Source organism: Gracilibacillus alcaliphilus (assembly GCF_016909015.1).
Classification (GTDB): Bacteria; Bacillota; Bacilli; order Bacillales; family Amphibacillaceae; genus Gracilibacillus; species Gracilibacillus alcaliphilus.
In genome coordinates, this window is the sequence record NZ_JAFBFA010000020.1 from 1 (window position 1) to 18576 (window position 18576).

The following is an 18576-nucleotide window of genomic DNA, read 5'->3' on the forward strand; positions in this document are numbered from 1 at the left end:
CATGAAGCCCCCCTCAAGATGAGACTTCCCATCTATTCGATAGAGTAAGATCCCTCAGAGACGATGAGGTAGATAGGTTCGGGGTGGAAGCATGGCGACATGTGCAGCTGACGAATACTAATCGATCGAGGACTTATCTATACACTTTTTGTTTGACCTTGTCTATAGTTCTTATCTAGTTTTGAAAGTATATCAAAAAAGTACTTGCTTTTTTTGAAATACATAGTATAATATTCCTTGTCACTGAAAAAATATAGTAAGGTTTGGTAGCAATAGCGAAGAGGTCACACCTGTTCCCATGCCGAACACAGCAGTTAAGCTCTTCAGCGCCCATGGTAGTTGGGTTTACCCCTGCGAGAGTAGGACGCTGCCAAGCAAACTTATTTCATCCATTCCACAGTAGCTCAGTGGTAGAGCAATCGGCTGTTAACCGATCGGTCGTAGGTTCGAATCCTACCTGTGGAGCCAATGGAGAGCTGTCCGAGTGGTCGAAGGAGCACGATTGGAAATCGTGTGTGCGGTAAAAACTGTACCGAGGGTTCGAATCCCTCGCTCTCCGCCACTTTCTCATATATTGGCCCGTTGGTCAAGCGGTTAAGACACCGCCCTTTCACGGCGGTAACACGGGTTCGAATCCCGTACGGGTCACCATCATTATTTAGGATTGCATGCTAAAAGGAAGGCATGTTAAGATCACGACTTCCTGTCGCAACACATGCACTAACACATCCTGTTTGGCGGAGGATTAGCTCAGCTGGGAGAGCACTTGCCTTACAAGCAAGGGGTCGCAGGTTCGAGCCCTGCATCCTCCACCATTTAAAACTTAATACCTTTCATTTCTAATTTTAATCGTCGCGGGGTGGAGCAGTCTGGTAGCTCGTCGGGCTCATAACCCGAAGGTCGCAAGTTCAAATCTTGCCCCCGCAACCAAATGGTCCGGTAGTTCAGTTGGTTAGAATGCCTGCCTGTCACGCAGGAGGTCGCGGGTTCGAGTCCCGTCCGGACCGCCACTTACATACATATCTAATAGATTCATTCAATCATGGCTCGGTAGCTCAGTCGGTAGAGCAACGGACTGAAAATCCGTGTGTCGGCGGTTCGATTCCGTCCCGAGCCACCACTTTTTATTTATAACCATTCACTGTTTATTACTATATGGAGGGATAGCGAAGTTGGCCAAACGCGGCGGACTGTAAATCCGCTCCCATCGGGTTCGTAGGTTCGAGTCCTACTCCCTCCACCATTTATATTTATCGTAGGGGTATAGTTTAATGGTAAAACGAAGGTCTCCAAAACCTTTGATGTGGGTTCGATTCCTACTACCCCTGTTTTGTTTATGGCGATCATGGCGAAGTGGTTAACGCACCGGATTGTGGTTCCGGCATGCGTGGGTTCGATCCCCACTGGTCGCCCCATTATCCATATTGGGCTATAGCCAAGCGGTAAGGCAACGGTTTTTGGTACCGTCATGCGCTGGTTCGAATCCAGCTAGCCCAGCCATTTATTGCGGAAGTAGTTCAGTGGTAGAACATCACCTTGCCAAGGTGGGGGTCGCGGGTTCGAATCCCGTCTTCCGCTTTATCTTATTTTATCTAACTAAAAAACTATCAAGGCGGTATAGCCAAGTGGTAAGGCAGAGGTCTGCAAAACCTTTATCACCGGTTCAAATCCGGTTACCGCCTCCAATATTATTATGCCTGAGTGGTGGAACTGGCATACACGCGGCACTCAAAATGCCGTGCCCTTTGGGCTTGTGGGTTCGAATCCCACCTCAGGTATTGCAAGGTTACGATACGTCAAGATAAAAGTAGCCTAATGAACTCATAAACGTTGCTGGAACAGCGTTTGTGAGTTTTTTTGTTGTTCTAAGAAAATTTTGTTTAGTACAAATCTGACCCACAATAATCTACCACTATGTTTACAATTATGATAACCTTTTTAAGAAAGCGAACTAGGTAAAAAATAACATGCTATGGTCTTGAAAAATTCTTTCATAATTCACTAAAGTAGGTATCATTCCAGTTTGTTTTGTATAAACTAGTATATACAAAACAATGAAGGTGTGATATAATGGGAAAAAATCACCATAAAGGGGTGTACATGATGACTGTTACTGCAAAAAAGTGGGGAAACAGTATCGGTGTTCGAATACCATTTAAATTAGCTCAAAAATATGGTGTGGAAAACGGGACGGAATTGGAAATTTATGACACACAAGATGGAATGATGCTAAAAGTATCAGATAGACCAACATTGGATTCTCTTCTATCTCAATGCGAAGGAGAAAATCCAGTAGAAGAGTTATTTAGTGACACAGTCGGGAAGGAAGAAATATAATGCAAGTACCAGCTAGAGGTGACCTTATTTATTTAGACTTTAATCCACAAGCTGGAACGGAGCAGGCTGGAAGAAGACCTGCTCTTGTTATATCACCTGAAAAATTTAATCGTGTTACTGGTTATGTATCCGTGTGTCCAATCAGTCGGACACAAAGAAGATGGGGTTTTCATATACCTGTTCCAGATGGGCTCGCTATTGAAGGTGTTATTATTGCAGACCAAATCAGAAATTTAGATTGGAAAACAAGAAATGCAGAGGTAAAAGGAAAAGCACCGAAAGACCTTGTTAATAAGGTTGTTCAGGTGATACATACGTATATTTATGAAGAATATGAAGAGCGTAATGGTGGCTTTTGAGAACTTCATATAATGGCTTGATGATATAGACTATTTTTAAGAAATTCCCCCTGAAGAATAAGAATCTTCAAGGGGGTTTTGTTTAACTCTTGCTAGGTGCAAATTGGTACAAATGCAAATTAGGATGTTAATTTATCAGCAATTCAAGGACTGAGTTTGATCTTGATCACCTGTACTATAGACAGAATGCCAAAACTGTTAAGAATAGCTCTCTCTAAAGTGTAAGGGGATGTTTAGGATGATGATAAATCAGGTCAACCATAAAAGCTGAATTATAAAATATGTGTAGGATAATTAGCAGTTTTTGAAGCATTATCTTAAACTAATTGACAAGCTGTTGGATTAAAATATACTTACGTATAGTCACAAAAGTTAAAAGGAGGTTTCAAATGACACAACAAACTGATTCGCAATTAAAGATGTTGGCTGAAATTAGTACAATTTCAAAGACAATCGGAATCGATTTCTGGTTGCGTGGAGGTTGGGCAATTGACTTTTTATTAGGTAAGATTACTCGCCAACATGATGATATTGATTTAGTTACTTGGATACATAATCGGAAATATTTAGAAGCTGAACTGATAAAAGCTGGATATGAACAGACATTTGTAAAAGAGGAGTTTAGTGATAGACAGTCTGATTTCCGCAAGAAAGATGTAGAAATTACATGTAGTTATATCATCCGTTCAGACGATGGAAACCTAATGATGAATGGATTACCCGAATGGATATGGTGATCTGACTCTTTGCTTTCGCAAGCTTTTATGTTAAAAGGGATAGCAGTTAAAGTACTGAACCCCGCCCAACTAATCGAAGAAAAAGAAGTCTATGAACAAATTGGCCGAATACCTCGAGAAAAGAATGCAGAAAGCAAAAAACTCTTACAGCAAATAATTAATGAGAGTTTATTGTAAATTTAATTTGTCTGTAAATAGATTAAAAGAAATGGGAGGTGGATGCTGCACAAAAGTGTTTGTCTTTCATTGTTGAAGTATAGAAAGTTTTACAGAATACAATGTATTACATGAATGAAAAATGGTATAATTTCCTTTAATGATATGAGAGGAGGCGTTGTTTTATGAAAATAACAATGAGACTCAGTTGGGGTTATAGTAAAAGGGTGAACGTATCATTACCCCTGTAAACTACGTGAACCTTTAAATAGGGGGATATAAGTTTGGGAAATGTAATCACAATAGAAATTGATAAAGTAAGTTTTCAGTTACAAGAGGAACATGATCTATTATGGTTGAAAAATCTAGGCGAAGTTTTTTGCGTATTCGATCAACAAGATTCAGGAAATATTAGTTTCGGAGTAGAGAAAAACGATAAAAAGTTCTTTGTTAAATATGCGGGGGCTAAACCAATGGATTTTTCTGGTGATCCAAAAGAGGCCGTAGACCGATTGATTAAGGCGGTACCAGTTTATAAAGCGCTAAAGCATCCAAATTTAATAAGTTTGATTGACCATTTTTCGATTAACAATGGATATACAGCAATATTTGAATGGTTTGATGGGGAATGCTTGCATTCTCATTGGTCTTTTGGTGGGATGGCTAAGTATACTAATCCGGATTCACCATTCTACCGGTTTAAAAATCTTGATATTGAAAAACGTTTAGAAACGCTTGATACAATTTTTTCCTTCCATACTTATGCAGAGTCTCAAGGGTTTGTTGCCGTAGATTTTTATGATGGGAGTATTTTGTACGATTTTAAAAATCATCTCACAAAAATATGTGATATAGATTTTTATCGTAAATCTCCGTCGATTAATGATATAGGTGACCAGTTTTGGGGTGCTGCAAGAAGTAAGTCGCCAGAGGAGTTTAATCTAGGGAGCCCTATCGATTCAAAGACAAATGTATTTACAATGGGTTCGATAGCATTTGGCTTATTAGGCGGAGAGATGGTTCATTCCATTTCAAAGTGGGAAGCCGATAAAACCCTGTATGAAGTAGCAATTAAAGCTGTCCAAAAAGATAGAGATCAACGTTATTCAACGGTTAAAGAGTTTTATGAGGCCTGGAGGGCTGCATTAAAATAATAAAATTTATAATATTGGCAAGGGATTTGTCAAATAAAGTGTGTAGTCCCATTCATATTGAGTACTCTAACACGCTATCTTCTAACTCAGCGTGAAGAAAAGATTGGCTCATGCCTATTCCCAGTTTAGATTCAGGCTTTCTGATCCATAAAATAATACTTTTAACAGAGCATTCTTACATTTAGGAATGCTTCTTTTTTTGTTATCGGTCTTCAATTATGTGTTTGTCGTATATATCACTTTATGAATGGTACTGCACAGTTGATTCACAGGGTCAAAATTCCTTGTCCATACACTGTTAACTCCTTGTTAGACGCCCTATAGAGATTGACTTTGTATAAAATGAAGGTTACTATATAAAGAGAATAATTCCTTATTTGTAACTTTAAAGGAAAAAATAAGCCTGTGAGTCCTTGCTATTTTAGTTGTTTTAATTACAGCTAGTGTTATCGATAACACTATAGATATTATTTTTTGAAAGGGCTTTCCGTTTGGCAGGTCATAATAATAAGACCCGTATATAGCCGGCTTTAAACAGCAAATCAATTTTAGGAGTACATAAAATGGATATGATTCTAATTAATAATTTGAGTAAATACTATAAAACTTACAAACGCTTTCCTGGATTTCTAATAAAATTCTCTTAAAGAGAATGGAGAATAATCAATTACTTTGGCAGCTAAGGGAGATAGTAATATGATGACTTATAAAGAGGTTGTTCATATCGGGAAGGTAAATTTATTGCCATTAATATCAGAATTGTACGGGCTGGAAGGCTATGAAATCAGTCTGATTGACACACAAGAAGGAGGCCGGAATGTCGTTTATAATGGTGAGAAAGAGGGTGCGGATGCAAAAATCATTCGAATTGCCTTTTTACCTGACAGAAGCCGGGAAGAATTGCTGGGTGAATTGGAATATATCCGGTATTTATTTGAGCGTGGCGGGAATGTTTCGGATGTAGTCAACTCTAAGAAGGGGAAGCTGCTGGAAGAGATCACTCACGATGATCACACCTTTTTTGTTTGTCTATTTGAAAAGGCACGAGGAAAAAAGCTGGCAGAAAATAATTATCAGTATCGAGAAGGGGTTCTGATTACCGAATACTACTATAACTGTGGTAAAACTTTGGGAAAATTGCACCAATTATCGAAAGACTATCAGCCTGTTCATCGTCGGTATGATTTTTTTGATAAATTCAATGTTGAATATATCGATCAGCTGATTCCAGATGCCTTATCTTTGCTCAAGGAAAAGCTGGCAGAACTCCTTAAAACCTTAGAAGAATTGGACAGAAGTTCTGAATCTTTCGGTATGATCCATTTTGATTACAATGATGGGAATTACATGATCGATTTTGATACAGGGCAAATTACAGTTTATGATTTCGATAATTCCTGCTTCGGCTGGTATCTATATGACTTGGCAGATTTGTGGAGAAGCGGAACAGGCTGGATCGCAGGTGAACCAGATGCGAGCAAACGTAAAAAGTTTATGGATGATTATTTTAAAACAGCCCTAGAAGGATATCAATCCGAAGCCAAAATAGAAGATTCTATGCTGGAGAAATTACCTTTATTTATCCAAGTTACCTTGATGGAAAATATAGTGGATGAATTTGAGTATGTAAGGAACCATGATGAAGAGCTGGAGTGTGATGAAGAACTGTCGTATTTGATAAAATGTATCGAGGACAATATTCCATATATGGGGTTTTTTCACGACATTTTCTCATGTGAAGAACCTTTTGAGTATGAAATGCGAGATATTTAGTCTTATGAACAGGCTCTCCTTAAGCAGACAGTTATTAATAATAAACAGGCTGTCTAAGGTGAGCTTTCTTATATTTATGGAGTCTTACTATGCGGGGAGATAGAGTATGGAAAAATCTTTGTTAGCTAGATTTACAAAAAAGGTAATAGCAGAAGCTGCCTCGAGATATGGGGTACAGTTCGAGGAGCTGCATTTACTTGGCAAACATCAAAATTTAGTCTATGGGTATTTACGCGAGGGACGTGAATATATACTTCGGATCACTCATGCCTCCCATCGAAGTCAAAATTTAATTCAAGGGGAACTAGATTGGATTAACTACCTTTCGAAGAATGATTTACATGTATCTACCCCGATCTATTCTGATAAAGGAAATTTAATTGAAACGTATGTAAGTGATACAAATGACTGCTTTTTTATGGTAGCGTTTGAGAAAGCTTTAGGAGCACCGCTGCAAGATACTATCTCGCAGGAAGAAGACTTTAAGTATTTAGGTATAGTTACTGGAAGACTGCATTCCCTAACTAAAAATTATCTGTCAACAAGTGAGAAGACACGTCGTTTTACTTGGAACGAGAACGAATATCTGAAAAAGTTTACTGACCATATTCCGCAATCACAGGAACGTGTCTTATCATACTTGGATCAGTTAATGGAGAGGCTGGACGAATTGCCGAAAGATCAAGCGGCCTATGGACTTATACATGGTGATCTCTTGTTTGGTAACTATTTTATTCAAAAAGACGGCACGATTACTCTGTTTGATTTTGATGAATGCCAATATGGATGGTTTATGCAGGATATAGCTGTAAATTTGTTTTATGGAGTTGTTGTACCTTTTCAAAATGAGAATGAAATCACATTTGCTCGTCGTTATCTGACTTACTTTTTTGAAGGGTATGATAAAGAAAATACGTTAGATAGAAAGTTATTAGAGCAGTTACCACTATTCCTTGAATTAAGACAAGTTATATTGTATTCATCATTATACAGAAATGGAAATCTTGCCTCCTTAGATAGTTGGTCTCAAACGTTTCTTGAAAAAGCCCGCAGAAATATGGAACATTCATTACCTATAATCGATATGCAAAAAGTAAATTTGTAGGAAGTCGTAGAAATTACAAGCCCTAATCATTCCAGAAATAGAGTAGCTTGGTATGTTTAAGAAGGACAGTTTGAAAATAATAAGCGTATTTGTTAAAAGAAATTATCCTCAGATTGTAAAACAAAACAATTTATATTAATGCGAAAGAGGTAAGTTATCTTTGGTAAAATGGAGAAAGCTTCATTACTAAATCCTAACAAAATAAAGAAGGTAGTAAACATGACAAATATAGAAGAGTTTACTTTATATAGGATAGTTTCAGCTATTATCTTATCAGGAGACCATATTCTTTTAGTACAGAATAAAGAAGAATCTGCAGACTATACTTGGAGTCTCCCAGGCGGAGTAATTGAGCAAAATGAAACACTGGAAAAGGCACTTTCCAGAGAGGTAAATGAAGAAGTGGGCCTGGATGTGCAAAGCATGAAATTAGCATATATCCATGAAAGTTTCATTCGTGAAAATGCTGCCCATAGCTTGGTTACAGTATTTAAAGTGGAGGTTGATTGTAAAGCTGCACCTCAGATTAATGATCCTGATGATGAGATTGTACAAATAAAATGGGTTCCAGTAAATGAGCTCAGCCATTTTATCAAAAATTCAAATGTGTTGAAACCGTTAGCTGAATGGTTGAAAACAAAACAGCCAAGCTACATGGTGGATGAAAATTTGATCTGGAGTGAAACGGATAATGATACAGGGAGTTAATTTGATTTTAGGGACTAATTCCAGAAAATATCGCAAGAGGTAGTTGCCTCGGTAGGAAATAATATTTTTATGGCAGGTATCAAATAATAAAAAGGGTGAATGATATGCATGTTAATGTAAGAGCCATAATAGAGAGAGAATCAGCGGCTGGTACTGAAATTGTCATACAAAGAAGAGTTAAATCTAATGAAGACCAAAAACCTTTCGAATTACCAGGGGGCAGGATCAATCCATTTGAATCATATGTATCAGCGCTAAAGAGAGAGGTTTTTGAGGAAACCGGTCTTCGTGTTAATAAAATCTATGGGGCAGAAACAAGAATGGAAACAAATGATCATAATTCTAACGTGGAAATCTTGAAACCATTTGCTATTTACCAAACGGTTGATGGTCCAGTAGATTCCTTAGGTGCGTATTTTCGCTGTGAAGCTCAAGGCACTTTGCTTCATCAAGGCGATGAAACTGATAATATTATGTGGATCTCAGTAAATGAACTTATATCTTCTTTAGATAATCAAGAGATAGATTTCAGCTGGGTTGATAAATCTGGGATATTATACTACTTGAGATGGTTCAAAGAACAACAAGCAGTAGATAGTATAGAGGATAACTAGATAGAAAAGATATATATAATGTATCATTTCCAGTGTCTACTATCTTGGCATAGAGCCAATTGTAGATTTTTACAAAGGAGGTATTATAAAAAAATGAGTGCAACTCAGGTTCTAGGAGATACCTAGTATTTTCAAGGGATATAATTTTATCTTGTTAAGGTTGGTGTCGTCAGATTTTGAACAGAATCGACAGCAGATGCTGCATCGTGATCTGCCAGGTCTGATAGATATAGAGACACTGACGAGAGCTACTCAGAAAATTAATAACCGTCCGCTATTAAAGAATGAATTTTTGATAGATATTGCTGGTAAAACACCAGATATTGTTTTTGAAGAAGCGACAACAATAATTGATACTGCAAACATCCAATTGGAATATGATTACCAGCCTCCTCCAAAAAACGCTTTTGATTCTTGGGTTCAAATCAACAGAAGATCTTAAATCATGATTTACAGATGGGACGCAGCTACAACCCATAAATAAAAATAGTTGCTTTTCAAATTCAACAGAGAAGCAACTATTTTGATCTGATCGAGTTTTGTCGCAGACTTTTTGAATTTACATTGTACAAATTTTATAAGTGACAACAAAGAACTTATTCCGTCTAGAGTTTTTAGTGTGATGTCAATCATCAATACTTAAACGCTCTTTTGAATTACGACAAAAATAACTACGTAGTTTGCTGGTATTGATACAACAGATTTTTAAGAATCCCATAGAAACAGAAATGCTGAGGATATTGTTATACAGACGCTTTGTATTTTTGGAGTGTAACCATAGTTTTTCAATGCCTTACTACATATTCTGATTCTTAAATTCATCTTTCAAGATAGAATATACTTTTACATCTTCTTGTTTTCCTTTTCTTCGCATAGATTTTCTTAAAGTTCCTTCATAGGTCATCCCTGATTTCTCCATTAACTTATAAGAAGCTATATTTTCTGGATGGCATCTTGCATAAATTCGTTCCAGCTCCAACTTTTCAAATCCAAAAAGTAACAACTGTTGAACTGCTTCTGTTCCTATTCCTTTTCGCCAATAGTTCCTAGAAATAGCAAAAGCGAGTTCTGCAGAGTAATGCTTTTGATTCCGTCCTAGATTGATTGTTCCAATAACGCGAGTATTTTCCTTCCACACAATTACCCAAGGTCCTTTGTCTGTATGTTTGTATTGAGTCAGTATGTGCTCTATAAAACTTTCTGTATCCGCAAGTGTTCGATGTGTTTCCCACGTTAGGTATTTGGATAACTTTAAGTCAGAGGCGTAGTTATGAATATCTTGCAGATCTGTTCTTTCCATTTTTCTTAAAATCAGTCGTTCCGATTCTAGCGTTGGTAATGGAACAAATGGATTTTCACTCATTGCTGCACCTCCTCATTTTTACGTAAAAATTAATATGATTATACACATATTTGTTATAATTTACAAGTTGCTTTGCAGGAAATAATAAATCTTGATTTAATTGATTCAAGGTTTTAACTTTGTGAAATTACCCATTTGAACGAATATTTTTAGATGAGAAATTCTAGGAGGAATAAAATGGAGATTTTATTGATAAGGCATGGGGAGTCGGAAGCCGATATCTTAAATGTTCATGAAGGCAGAGCTGATTTTTCCTTAACAGAATTAGGTAATAAGCAGGCAAGGAGGCTGGCTAGCAGAGTAAATCAAGCATTTCCTCCTGAAGTAATATGGTCAAGTACGCTAAAGAGAGCCAAGGAGACCACATCATACCTAGTTGAAATGATGGATTGTACAGTGAATTATGAAGGCGATTTGATGGAGCACAATAATGGAGTATTTGCGGGTGTTTCCTTTGAAGAAGCAGCTAAACTGTCCTTTCCTCAACATTTGCATGAAAGGTTCCCAGAAGGCGAATCATTTATTGAATTTAGAATGAGAATAGAATCTGTTTTTTCAAAAATAGTTACTTCTTCCATTCAAAATAACAGAATTGCAATTGTTGCACATGGTGGTGTTATTAATCATATCCTCCAGATCTTCTTAAAAAATCCAGTTACTAAAGAATTTTGGTTTAAAACAAGTGATACGGGAATACATCTTATTGAAATGAAAGAGGGAGAGAGGCTTATACACTTTCTAAATGATACTTCTCACTTACATTCTATCTAGGAGTGACACCGATGAAGAGAGTAGATGTTGCATATGTACTACTATTTGATGAACAACACGAAAAAGTGTTGATGGTAAAAAACAAAGGTGCTAATTCGTCTTATTATACGTTACCTGGAGGTGCCGTAGAAGCAGGTGAAACTCTTGAAGAGGCTGCTATCCGGGAAGTGAAAGAGGAAACAGGAGTTGATATTGAGATTGGTGGTTTATCCACTGTAAGTGAGGCTTTCTTTGAGGAAAGAGGACACCATGCTCTATTCTTTACATTCACAGGTAAGATTGTTGGTGGAAAGATTGAAATTCTATTTCCGGATGAAATTGAGGAAATAAAATGGATGGAAATCGATGAAGCAGAGACGTATATGTATATACCTGAAAAATTGAACGGTTATGTAAAAACGAATATTTCTATACCATATATTCTGCGAGGTAATGTTATAGATAAGGGATGAAAGCCCAATTTTTTTGTGGAAAGTAATTGTTGTAGTTGAAGCACAATAAATGAGTCTATAAAAAATCTATTATTTCGCAATCAGGAGGCACATATATGAAAACTACTGATTATGCCAAAATTGCTCACAAATATGAGAAAAATCAATATAGATTCGATGAAGTCAAATTTGATGATGATTTAAAGACATATATAGATCACAACCCTCAATCAACATATCAAGTTTTAGATTTGGCGTGTGGTATAGGCATTTATCTTGAAAATCAAATAAAGAATTTTGATAAGTTTGATATCAATTGGTATGGGCTTGATGCCTCGGAAGAAATGCTAAGTAAAGCAAAAGAAAAACTGGAACATGTCACCTTATTATGCGATCTTGCTGAAAATCTCCCCTGCGAGAATGAAAGTTTTGATTATATCTCAAATAACTACGCTTTTCACCATTTTTTAAATAAAGGAGCTGTTCTTGACGAAGTTTATCGTGTGTTACGTCAAAACGGGGTGTACAGGATGCATAATATTGCTATACATAACATGAAAAATTGGTGGGTATATCATTATTTTCCAACCGCTTATGAAGACGATTTAAAAAGGTTTTGGGAAAAAGAAGTTATCTTCAACGAGCTTTCGAGCAGAGGGTTTGAAGTAAATCTGCGGATGGAATATCGTTTAGAAAAAGTTAAAGTATCTGATTATCTAGAATATGCAGAGAATAGAGAGATATCAATATTAACGCTAATAAGTGATCAAGATTATCAGGAAGGCTTGGAGAAAATGAGAGATGAAGTTAAAATTAATCCTGACAAAACAATTGTGAATGACTTTGCAGAAATGTTTTGTATATCGAGAAAAATGTAAAAAGAATAGGGTTAATCTGTCATGTATATGTCCTTTACAGATAGTGAGCTGAAACCTTCTTCAGGGACGAAAGGTATTTTATGTTCATGAGATGACCATATGGCATTAAAAATCCAAATATGACTAAAAAATGTTTACTTTCCAAATGGTTTTTTGTTATGACAATAATGAAGTATGAAGAGAAAAAGTAAATATGCATACATTGTTTTTTTGATCTCCTAAACTTTAATGGTTAGGGGATTTTTTTATGATTGTTTTACAAAACTCAGGCGGTATATAAATGAACAAAGAGATGGCCGAATAGAACAGATTGCGTTGGCGTAATAGGCAATGATTTAATAAATTAAGTAGTTTATGATTTGAACATACTACTTTGGAAAAGGGGTGTGATACGCAAGTAACGATTATTCTGCATGTCCTGTTCCGTACATATTTGCTGAAAAGGTAAAAAAAATTCTATTATGTAACCGCTTTATTTAAAGATAATTGAGATGGGAGAGTCAGGACAAATGTACTAACCGCGCCTCTTTACTAAATAAAATAACTAGAATGTGCTGTGCAAAAATAAATCTTTCTATAATGTGTGATACTGCTGCTCTTTAAACATAACTCTTTAATGAAAACTTCCTATAGAATAAAAAATAGTATATTTCAAAATTCCACATACATATACATAGAAATAACTATCGGATCAAAATAACTAAATTTTTCTTCTATATTGCAGCCTTTAAGCTATCATTTTACAACAATTACTACCAAATTTAAAAATACGGAGAGTGATTGCGTTGATTATTTGTAAAGAGGATTATATTAAAGATTTGGCATATCCGATTTGGATTGAAGAGTTGACACATGATTCAAATAATATACCGCCAGTTCATAGTCATGAGTTCATTGAGTTGGTCTATGTTGTAGATGGCTTTGCCAAGCATACGTTTGAAGATCAAGACAGTGATTATTTAGGCGCTGGCGATATGTTTATTATTTATCCAGGGGAGCGACATACATTCTCGATCCCGCCTTCTAATGAATTAGCGATTATAAATTGCCTCTTTTTGCCGGAATTAATCCGTGACACCTGTATTGTGGAATTTGACTTGTCTCGTTCGATTAATAACTATGTTACACAGCCGCTATTAAACGTAGAAAAAAGGCTAGATCCGCTGATTAAACTGCCAAAACCAGATTCCAATCGAATCAAGGAAATTCTGCAAATTATGAAAGAGGAGCTGAATACAAAAACATCTGGATCCTTAACGATTATAAGGCTGCGACTGCTGGAAATACTTGTCTTGTTATCACGTATTTCCAACCAGGAGCAGCATACAAGTTTTACTAAGAAATCATCTTCTAATGCAAGAGATAATGAGATGAAATTACTGATCAAAGACATCAACCAATATTTACTGCAGCATTATAATGAAAAAATATCTACATCCGTGTTAGCAAATGTGTTTAATATCAGTGTGAGGCACTTAAATCGCGTCTATAAGGAATATACGGGACTAACGATAACGGAAATGATTCATCAGATTAGAATTGATAAGGCTAAATATTATCTTAAACATTCGGATGAAAAGGTAATTAATGTTGCCATGAAAATTGGCTATGATGATCCGGCATTTTTTAGTCACTTATTTCGGAGAAAGGTAGGGTGTTCGCCAGGGAATTATAAACGAAACAATGGCAGCATGGACAGATAAAGTGCCCAAAGCAAGCCTGATAGACCATGTATAGTTGTCCTGCCAGACTATGATTTCACAGCAATGGTCACCATATACTATGATAGAGTCTTGCATCTTTTTTTCGGAAGGAGGATCAGCTCAATAATTTATGACAACGATACAAAGGTAAAGAAGTAAACATTTTATGTAAGCGCTTAATTAAAAGCGGAAAGGTCAATTGGTTGAAGGATTATTTAAAAAGCATGTTTCACACTTGAAAATAGGGGGCGAACCAATGAAAAAATCCATGTTGCTAATTTTTATGCTGTCTTTTTTAGTCGCAATAATGATGACCGCTTGCTCTAACAATGAAGAAGCAGCGGGTGATGGCACCGAAAATAGTCAGTCAGAAGGCGGGGATTCGAATGACTCTCAAGGTGAAGGCAGTAAAATAACCGATGTATCAGAAATTACAGAATTTCATCAAGCACCAATGTTTGATGAACTAGATTTGCCAGCTGTCACAGAAAGATTGCCCAATGTACCAAAACTAACCAATGAAATGCCTGAAGACGTATTAGATTATGAAATTGGACAATATGGAGGTACATTAAATACGGTTACAGCACAAGTAGATTGGGATGCTGACTTCTTTGTAGTGAATAATGAACCGCTGCTCAATACACCTGGGATTTTAGGAGAAGAGATCACACCGAATATCTTGGAAGATTTCGAAATGAGTGACGATCAAAAGGAATTTACTTTCTATTTGCGTGAAGGCCTGCATTGGTCAGATGGCGAACCAGTTACAATGGAGGATTTTCGATTTGCGATTGAGGACGTTATCTTTAATGAAGAAATTACCCCAATCGTTCCGACTTGGCTAAAGTCAGCTGGTGATGCTTCAAAGGATCCATTTGAATTTGAAGTTATCGATGATTGGACATTTAAAATGACCTTTAGCGAGCCGTATGGAGGCTTTCCTATGCAATTAGCGATCACTAATTGGCGTGGTTACGCTGATTTATTAAAGCCAGCACATTATTTAAAAGAATATCACAAGGAGTATGCAGATCCGGATGAACTACAAGCCATGCTTGACGAAGAAGGCTATGACGAGGATCAATGGGTCAGTTTATTCGGTGACTATGATATTACTGAGCGGGAGTTTAATCAGCCTAAGTCACAAGGGTTTCCTGTTCTTAATCCATGGATGACCAAGGAAATTAGTGATACCTACTATCTATTTGAACGCAATCCATATTATTTTAAAGTGGATGCGGCTGGAAATCAATTGCCTTATATTGATGAAGTGAGAAGTAATATAGTGCAAGATTCGGAAATGATCGGTTTAAAAGTTATTGCTGGTGAGATCGACCTGTCCCGAGAAAATTCAGCCTTGCCTAAAATGCCATTGTATAAAGAAAATGAAGAAAAAGGCGGTTATATCGCACATACAGCGGATATGCATTTAACCCCATCAGATATCTTTTTTAACTTGACCTATGAAGATGATGTATGGCGTGAAGTTGTTCAAGATAAGCGATTCAGACAAGCCGTAAATCATGCCATTAACCGAGAAGAGATTATTGATTCGATTTACTACGGTTTTGCAGAACCATCCACATGGGTGGACAGCACATTTGATGTGGATAAGGCCAATCAATTACTAGATGAAATGGGAATGGAAAGGGGTTCAGACGGCTATCGATTAGGGCCAGATGGCAAACGATTCACGGTTCCGTTTGAAATTGCACCATTCGCGCCGGATTTTCAGCCATTAGCAGAACTGTTGGTGGAATATTTAGGTGAGGTTGGTATTCATGCAACCACAAAAACACTGGATCAGGCTCTATGGAGTGAACGTGATGCGGCTAATCAATTACAGGCAAGTATTATGTGGACACATACCGTTGCCTGGTATATGAATGATTTCGGCCAAGCTCGTTGGGGCAAATTGTGGAATGAATGGTGGAACAGTAATGGTGAAAAAGGCGAAGAACCACCTGAGGATGTAAAGGAATTCTACCAAATTCTAAACCGGGTAAATGTAAGTACTGTAGATGAAGCACTCCAAGCGGTGGAAGAACTGAAACAAAATATGAATGATAACGTTTGGCAGTTTATTCATATTGAAAATGTGAAACAACCAGTTGTGCTAAATGCAGAACTTGGAAATGTTACCGCTGATGCAATGGCAATAGGGGTTAACTTTAGCGGGGAACAATGGTTCTATAAAAAATAAGCTGAAAGTTGCATCCAAGGGGACTTATCTTGGATGGATTAGCACCAAGATAACATCATAACCATTCATAGGCAGCAAATAACAACTTTGCTGCCTGTGCAATCTTAAAGAGTATGAGCCAAGGGAGGTAAAGTATGATTCATTATATCGGTCACAGGCTGTTACAATTAATTCCATTGTTAATTGCGATTAGCATTATTGCATTTGTTATTATCCAGTTACCACCTGGGGATTATTTGACTACCTATATTAATCAGTTAGAGTTATCCGGAACGAAGGTATCTGAATCTGCCATTGTAGCACTTGAAAGACAATACGGATTAGATAAACCGATGTATCAGCAATATTTTATTTGGATGAAAAATATCCTGTTACATGGTGATTTTGGCCGTTCCTTTTCATGGAATGAACCTGTATCCAAGGTAATTGGCGAGCGGCTTGTCTTAACAATGGTGATTTCGATTTTTACACTTATCGTTACATGGCTAATCGCAATTCCAATTGGTATTTATTCGGCAGTCCGTCAATACTCTGTCTTAGATTATATTTTCAGCTTTATTGGTTTTATTGGCTTAGCGGTTCCGAACTTTCTGATCGCTTTAGTCATTGTCTATTTTGTGTTTGATACAACAGGTATTGCTATTACAGGATTATTTTCGCCAGAGTATGCCGATGCGCCATGGAGCTTCGCCAAAGTATTGGATCTGCTGCAGAGAATCTGGGTGCCAGTTCTTATTATTGCAACGGCTGGAACGGCTGGGCTAATTCGTACCATGCGGGGGATGCTGCTTGATGAATTGTCGAAACAGTACGTTGTAACTGCACGTGCTAAAGGGGTGGCTGAGAAGAAACTATTATTTAAATATCCTGTCCGCGTTGCTGTTAATCCATTAATTAGTACGATTGGCTGGACACTGCCGACGATTATTTCCGGAGAAGCTATTGTCTCGATCGTACTTAACTTACCAACAACTGGGCCTGTATTGTTAGATGCTTTTCGAACACAAGATATGTATTTGGCAGGCAGTTTTATTCTGATTCTAAGTATATTAACGGTTATTGGTACGTTACTTTCTGATATTTTATTAGCGTGGGTGGATCCGCGGATTCGGTTTGGAGGTGTGGAAGAATGAGTGTAGAATTAGGAAAAGAAATGGAGCCAATGCCGTTAGATGAAATGAAAGAAGAAGAGAAATCGGTAGAAGTAGCTTCCCAATGGAAACTGATGTGGTGGAAGTTCAGAAAACATAAACTAGCACTCATATCTGCTCCCATCCTGCTTATGTTATTCATCATTATCGTCTTTGCGGAATTCCTAAGCCCGCACCTTCCGTTAGAACGGTTTACGGATTATAAATATGCCCCGCCTACCAAAATTCATTTCGTTGATGCAGAGGGGAACTTCAGCTTCCGTCCCTTTGTTTATGGGATGACACAAGAGATCGATTCAGAGACGTTTCAGCGGACATTTGTGGAAGATACTTCACAAAAGTATCCGATCCACTTTTTTGTAGAGGGGAAGCCCTATAAAATGTGGGGATTATTTGAAATGAAAACTCATTTTATTGGTGTAAAGGATGCAGGGGCTCCGTTCTTCCTTACAGGAACGGATTCACTCGGACGGGATTTATTAAGCAGGACATTCTACGGATCGCGAATATCGATTTCATTTGCCTTAATTGGTATCGTATTTACCGTTATATTTGGGCTTATCTTGGGCGGTATTTCGGGCTATTTTGGCGGAGCAGTTGATACGGTTATTCAGCGTTTGATTGACCTCTTACTTTGTATACCTGCGATACCATTATGGATGGCGCTTGCCGCAGCCTTACCACAAAGCTGGTCTCCGTTAAAAATATATTTTGGGATGGTGCTCATCTTCTCGATTGTAGGCTGGACAGGTCTTGCTCGTGTGGTGCGGGGGAAATTACTCTCGTTAAGGGAAGAAGACTTTACTATGGCGGCAAGGTTGGCCGGGGCCAGCAATATGAGGATTATTTCCAAACATTTATTACCTTCTTTTGCAAGTTACATTATTATCAATGTCACCATATCGATACCTGTAACGATTTTAGGGGAAACATCGCTAAGTTTCTTAGGGTTGGGACTGCAGTCACCTGTAGTTAGCTGGGGGGTACTCTTGCAAGAAGCGCAGAAACTGGAGAATCTGGCCCATCATCCATGGTTATTATGGCCGGCGGTGTTTATCGTTGTAACCGTTTTAATGTTTAATTTTATTGGTGACGGGCTTCGGGATGCTGCTGATCCTTATAAATAAAGG

The 18576-nt window shown here is 37.5% G+C and carries 18 protein-coding genes, 14 tRNA genes and 2 rRNA genes; 33 read left to right on the forward strand and 1 reads right to left on the reverse strand.

Annotation, left to right across the window (positions count from 1 at the left end; all coding sequences use genetic code 11):
- The 26 genes from JOD18_RS14155 to JOD18_RS14275 form a co-directional block, all read left to right on the forward strand.
- Positions 1-141: ribosomal RNA gene (locus JOD18_RS14155) — 23S ribosomal RNA — on the forward strand; the annotation flags it as partial.
- A 121-nt stretch (positions 142-262) separates the two neighbouring features.
- Positions 263-376: ribosomal RNA gene (gene rrf / locus JOD18_RS14160) — 5S ribosomal RNA — on the forward strand.
- A gap of 17 nt (positions 377-393) precedes the next feature.
- A tRNA-Asn gene (locus JOD18_RS14165) sits at positions 394-468 on the forward strand.
- Between the two features lie 2 nt (positions 469-470).
- Positions 471-562, forward strand: a tRNA-Ser gene (locus JOD18_RS14170).
- A 14-nt stretch (positions 563-576) separates the two neighbouring features.
- A tRNA-Glu gene (locus JOD18_RS14175) sits at positions 577-651 on the forward strand.
- 88 nt (positions 652-739) lie between these two features.
- Positions 740-815, forward strand: a tRNA-Val gene (locus JOD18_RS14180).
- A 38-nt stretch (positions 816-853) separates the two neighbouring features.
- Positions 854-930: transfer RNA gene (locus tag JOD18_RS14185), tRNA-Met, on the forward strand.
- 3 nt (positions 931-933) lie between these two features.
- Positions 934-1010 (forward strand) — tRNA-Asp (locus JOD18_RS14190).
- 34 nt (positions 1011-1044) lie between these two features.
- Positions 1045-1120: transfer RNA gene (locus tag JOD18_RS14195), tRNA-Phe, on the forward strand.
- A gap of 37 nt (positions 1121-1157) precedes the next feature.
- Positions 1158-1243 (forward strand) — tRNA-Tyr (locus tag JOD18_RS14200).
- A 14-nt stretch (positions 1244-1257) separates the two neighbouring features.
- A tRNA-Trp gene (locus tag JOD18_RS14205) sits at positions 1258-1328 on the forward strand.
- An 11-nt stretch (positions 1329-1339) separates the two neighbouring features.
- Positions 1340-1415 (forward strand) — tRNA-His (locus tag JOD18_RS14210).
- Positions 1416-1425: 10 nt separating this feature from the next.
- Positions 1426-1500: transfer RNA gene (locus JOD18_RS14215), tRNA-Gln, on the forward strand.
- A 6-nt stretch (positions 1501-1506) separates the two neighbouring features.
- Positions 1507-1578 (forward strand) — tRNA-Gly (locus JOD18_RS14220).
- Between the two features lie 33 nt (positions 1579-1611).
- Positions 1612-1685 (forward strand) — tRNA-Cys (locus JOD18_RS14225).
- Between the two features lie 10 nt (positions 1686-1695).
- Positions 1696-1778: transfer RNA gene (locus JOD18_RS14230), tRNA-Leu, on the forward strand.
- Between the two features lie 292 nt (positions 1779-2070).
- A complete protein-coding gene (locus JOD18_RS14235) occupies positions 2071-2337 on the forward strand; it encodes an AbrB/MazE/SpoVT family DNA-binding domain-containing protein (protein ID WP_204669752.1) in 267 nt (88 codons plus the stop codon).
- Positions 2337-2696 (forward strand): type II toxin-antitoxin system PemK/MazF family toxin, encoded by a 360-nt coding sequence (locus JOD18_RS14240; protein WP_204669754.1) that lies wholly within the window; start codon positions 2337-2339, stop codon positions 2694-2696. Before JOD18_RS14235 ends, JOD18_RS14240 begins: the two co-directional genes overlap by 1 nt.
- A 389-nt stretch (positions 2697-3085) precedes the next feature.
- On the forward strand, positions 3086-3433 hold the full coding sequence (locus tag JOD18_RS14245; protein ID WP_239588140.1) for a nucleotidyltransferase domain-containing protein: 348 nt from the start codon (positions 3086-3088) through the stop codon (positions 3431-3433).
- Positions 3434-3442: 9 nt separating this feature from the next.
- Positions 3443-3610, forward strand: coding sequence for a hypothetical protein (locus tag JOD18_RS24310; RefSeq protein WP_239588141.1), 168 nt, complete (start codon positions 3443-3445; stop codon positions 3608-3610).
- Positions 3611-3873: 263 nt separating this feature from the next.
- The gene (locus tag JOD18_RS14250) at positions 3874-4743 is read left to right on the forward strand and encodes a serine/threonine-protein kinase (RefSeq protein ID WP_204669756.1); all 870 of its coding nucleotides are present in this window, start codon (positions 3874-3876) and stop codon (positions 4741-4743) included.
- Between the two features lie 699 nt (positions 4744-5442).
- A complete protein-coding gene (locus JOD18_RS14255) occupies positions 5443-6516 on the forward strand; it encodes a phosphotransferase (RefSeq protein WP_204669870.1) in 1074 nt (357 codons plus the stop codon).
- Between the two features lie 106 nt (positions 6517-6622).
- The gene (locus JOD18_RS14260) at positions 6623-7621 is read left to right on the forward strand and encodes a phosphotransferase enzyme family protein (RefSeq protein ID WP_204669758.1); all 999 of its coding nucleotides are present in this window, start codon (positions 6623-6625) and stop codon (positions 7619-7621) included.
- A gap of 219 nt (positions 7622-7840) precedes the next feature.
- The gene (locus JOD18_RS14265) at positions 7841-8329 is read left to right on the forward strand and encodes an NUDIX hydrolase (protein ID WP_204669760.1); all 489 of its coding nucleotides are present in this window, start codon (positions 7841-7843) and stop codon (positions 8327-8329) included.
- A gap of 104 nt (positions 8330-8433) precedes the next feature.
- Positions 8434-8943 (forward strand): NUDIX hydrolase, encoded by a 510-nt coding sequence (locus JOD18_RS14270; RefSeq protein ID WP_204669762.1) that lies wholly within the window; start codon positions 8434-8436, stop codon positions 8941-8943.
- Positions 8944-9094: 151 nt separating this feature from the next.
- Positions 9095-9385: a hypothetical protein gene (locus JOD18_RS14275; protein ID WP_204669764.1), complete on the forward strand. Its 291-nt coding sequence runs from the start codon at positions 9095-9097 to the stop codon at positions 9383-9385.
- Positions 9386-9739: 354 nt separating this feature from the next.
- On the opposite strand, the gene JOD18_RS14280 is transcribed toward JOD18_RS14275, so the two are convergent.
- Positions 9740-10306 carry a GNAT family N-acetyltransferase gene (locus tag JOD18_RS14280; protein ID WP_204669766.1) on the reverse strand — a complete coding sequence of 189 codons (567 nt, stop codon included), beginning with the start codon at positions 10304-10306 and terminating at the stop codon, positions 9740-9742.
- Positions 10307-10483: 177 nt separating this feature from the next.
- Between JOD18_RS14280 and JOD18_RS14285 the strand changes: the two genes are divergently transcribed.
- The 7 genes from JOD18_RS14285 (at position 10484) to JOD18_RS14315 (ending at position 18573) form a co-directional block, all read left to right on the forward strand.
- Positions 10484-11077, forward strand: a complete 594-nt coding sequence (locus JOD18_RS14285; protein ID WP_204669768.1) for a histidine phosphatase family protein — start codon at positions 10484-10486, stop codon at positions 11075-11077.
- Between the two features lie 11 nt (positions 11078-11088).
- Complete coding sequence (locus JOD18_RS14290; RefSeq protein WP_204669770.1) at positions 11089-11529, forward strand: NUDIX hydrolase; 441 nt, start codon at positions 11089-11091, stop codon at positions 11527-11529.
- Between the two features lie 95 nt (positions 11530-11624).
- Complete coding sequence (locus tag JOD18_RS14295; RefSeq protein ID WP_204669772.1) at positions 11625-12386, forward strand: class I SAM-dependent methyltransferase; 762 nt, start codon at positions 11625-11627, stop codon at positions 12384-12386.
- A 785-nt stretch (positions 12387-13171) separates the two neighbouring features.
- On the forward strand, positions 13172-14089 hold the full coding sequence (locus tag JOD18_RS14300; RefSeq protein ID WP_204669775.1) for an AraC family transcriptional regulator: 918 nt from the start codon (positions 13172-13174) through the stop codon (positions 14087-14089).
- A 256-nt stretch (positions 14090-14345) separates the two neighbouring features.
- Positions 14346-16295, forward strand: coding sequence for an ABC transporter substrate-binding protein (locus JOD18_RS14305; RefSeq protein WP_204669777.1), 1950 nt, complete (start codon positions 14346-14348; stop codon positions 16293-16295).
- Between the two features lie 134 nt (positions 16296-16429).
- Positions 16430-17428, forward strand: coding sequence for an ABC transporter permease (locus tag JOD18_RS14310; RefSeq protein ID WP_204669778.1), 999 nt, complete (start codon positions 16430-16432; stop codon positions 17426-17428).
- The gene (locus tag JOD18_RS14315; protein ID WP_204669780.1) at positions 17425-18573 is read left to right on the forward strand and encodes an ABC transporter permease; all 1149 of its coding nucleotides are present in this window, start codon (positions 17425-17427) and stop codon (positions 18571-18573) included. The genes JOD18_RS14310 and JOD18_RS14315 overlap by 4 nt, the downstream gene beginning before the upstream one ends.
- Positions 18574-18576 lie beyond the last annotated feature (3 nt).

What these genes read in the sequence shown, in the direction of transcription:
- JOD18_RS14310 (WP_204669778.1), top strand. Translation starts at nt 16,430, where the DNA reads ATGATTCATTATATCGGTCACAGGCTGTTACAATTAATTCCATTGTTA.
- JOD18_RS14280 (WP_204669766.1), bottom strand. Translation starts at nt 10,306, where the DNA reads ATGAGTGAAAATCCATTTGTTCCATTACCAACGCTAGAATCGGAACGA.
- JOD18_RS14255 (WP_204669870.1), top strand. Translation starts at nt 5,443, where the DNA reads ATGACTTATAAAGAGGTTGTTCATATCGGGAAGGTAAATTTATTGCCA.
- JOD18_RS14315 (WP_204669780.1), top strand. Translation starts at nt 17,425, where the DNA reads ATGAGTGTAGAATTAGGAAAAGAAATGGAGCCAATGCCGTTAGATGAA.
- JOD18_RS14235 (WP_204669752.1), top strand. Translation starts at nt 2,071, where the DNA reads ATGGGAAAAAATCACCATAAAGGGGTGTACATGATGACTGTTACTGCA.
- JOD18_RS14265 (WP_204669760.1), top strand. Translation starts at nt 7,841, where the DNA reads ATGACAAATATAGAAGAGTTTACTTTATATAGGATAGTTTCAGCTATT.
- JOD18_RS14290 (WP_204669770.1), top strand. Translation starts at nt 11,089, where the DNA reads ATGAAGAGAGTAGATGTTGCATATGTACTACTATTTGATGAACAACAC.
- JOD18_RS14295 (WP_204669772.1), top strand. Translation starts at nt 11,625, where the DNA reads ATGAAAACTACTGATTATGCCAAAATTGCTCACAAATATGAGAAAAAT.
- JOD18_RS14260 (WP_204669758.1), top strand. Translation starts at nt 6,623, where the DNA reads ATGGAAAAATCTTTGTTAGCTAGATTTACAAAAAAGGTAATAGCAGAA.
- JOD18_RS14240 (WP_204669754.1), top strand. Translation starts at nt 2,337, where the DNA reads ATGCAAGTACCAGCTAGAGGTGACCTTATTTATTTAGACTTTAATCCA.
- JOD18_RS14305 (WP_204669777.1), top strand. Translation starts at nt 14,346, where the DNA reads ATGAAAAAATCCATGTTGCTAATTTTTATGCTGTCTTTTTTAGTCGCA.
- JOD18_RS14270 (WP_204669762.1), top strand. Translation starts at nt 8,434, where the DNA reads ATGCATGTTAATGTAAGAGCCATAATAGAGAGAGAATCAGCGGCTGGT.
- JOD18_RS14245 (WP_239588140.1), top strand. Translation starts at nt 3,086, where the DNA reads ATGACACAACAAACTGATTCGCAATTAAAGATGTTGGCTGAAATTAGT.
- JOD18_RS14285 (WP_204669768.1), top strand. Translation starts at nt 10,484, where the DNA reads ATGGAGATTTTATTGATAAGGCATGGGGAGTCGGAAGCCGATATCTTA.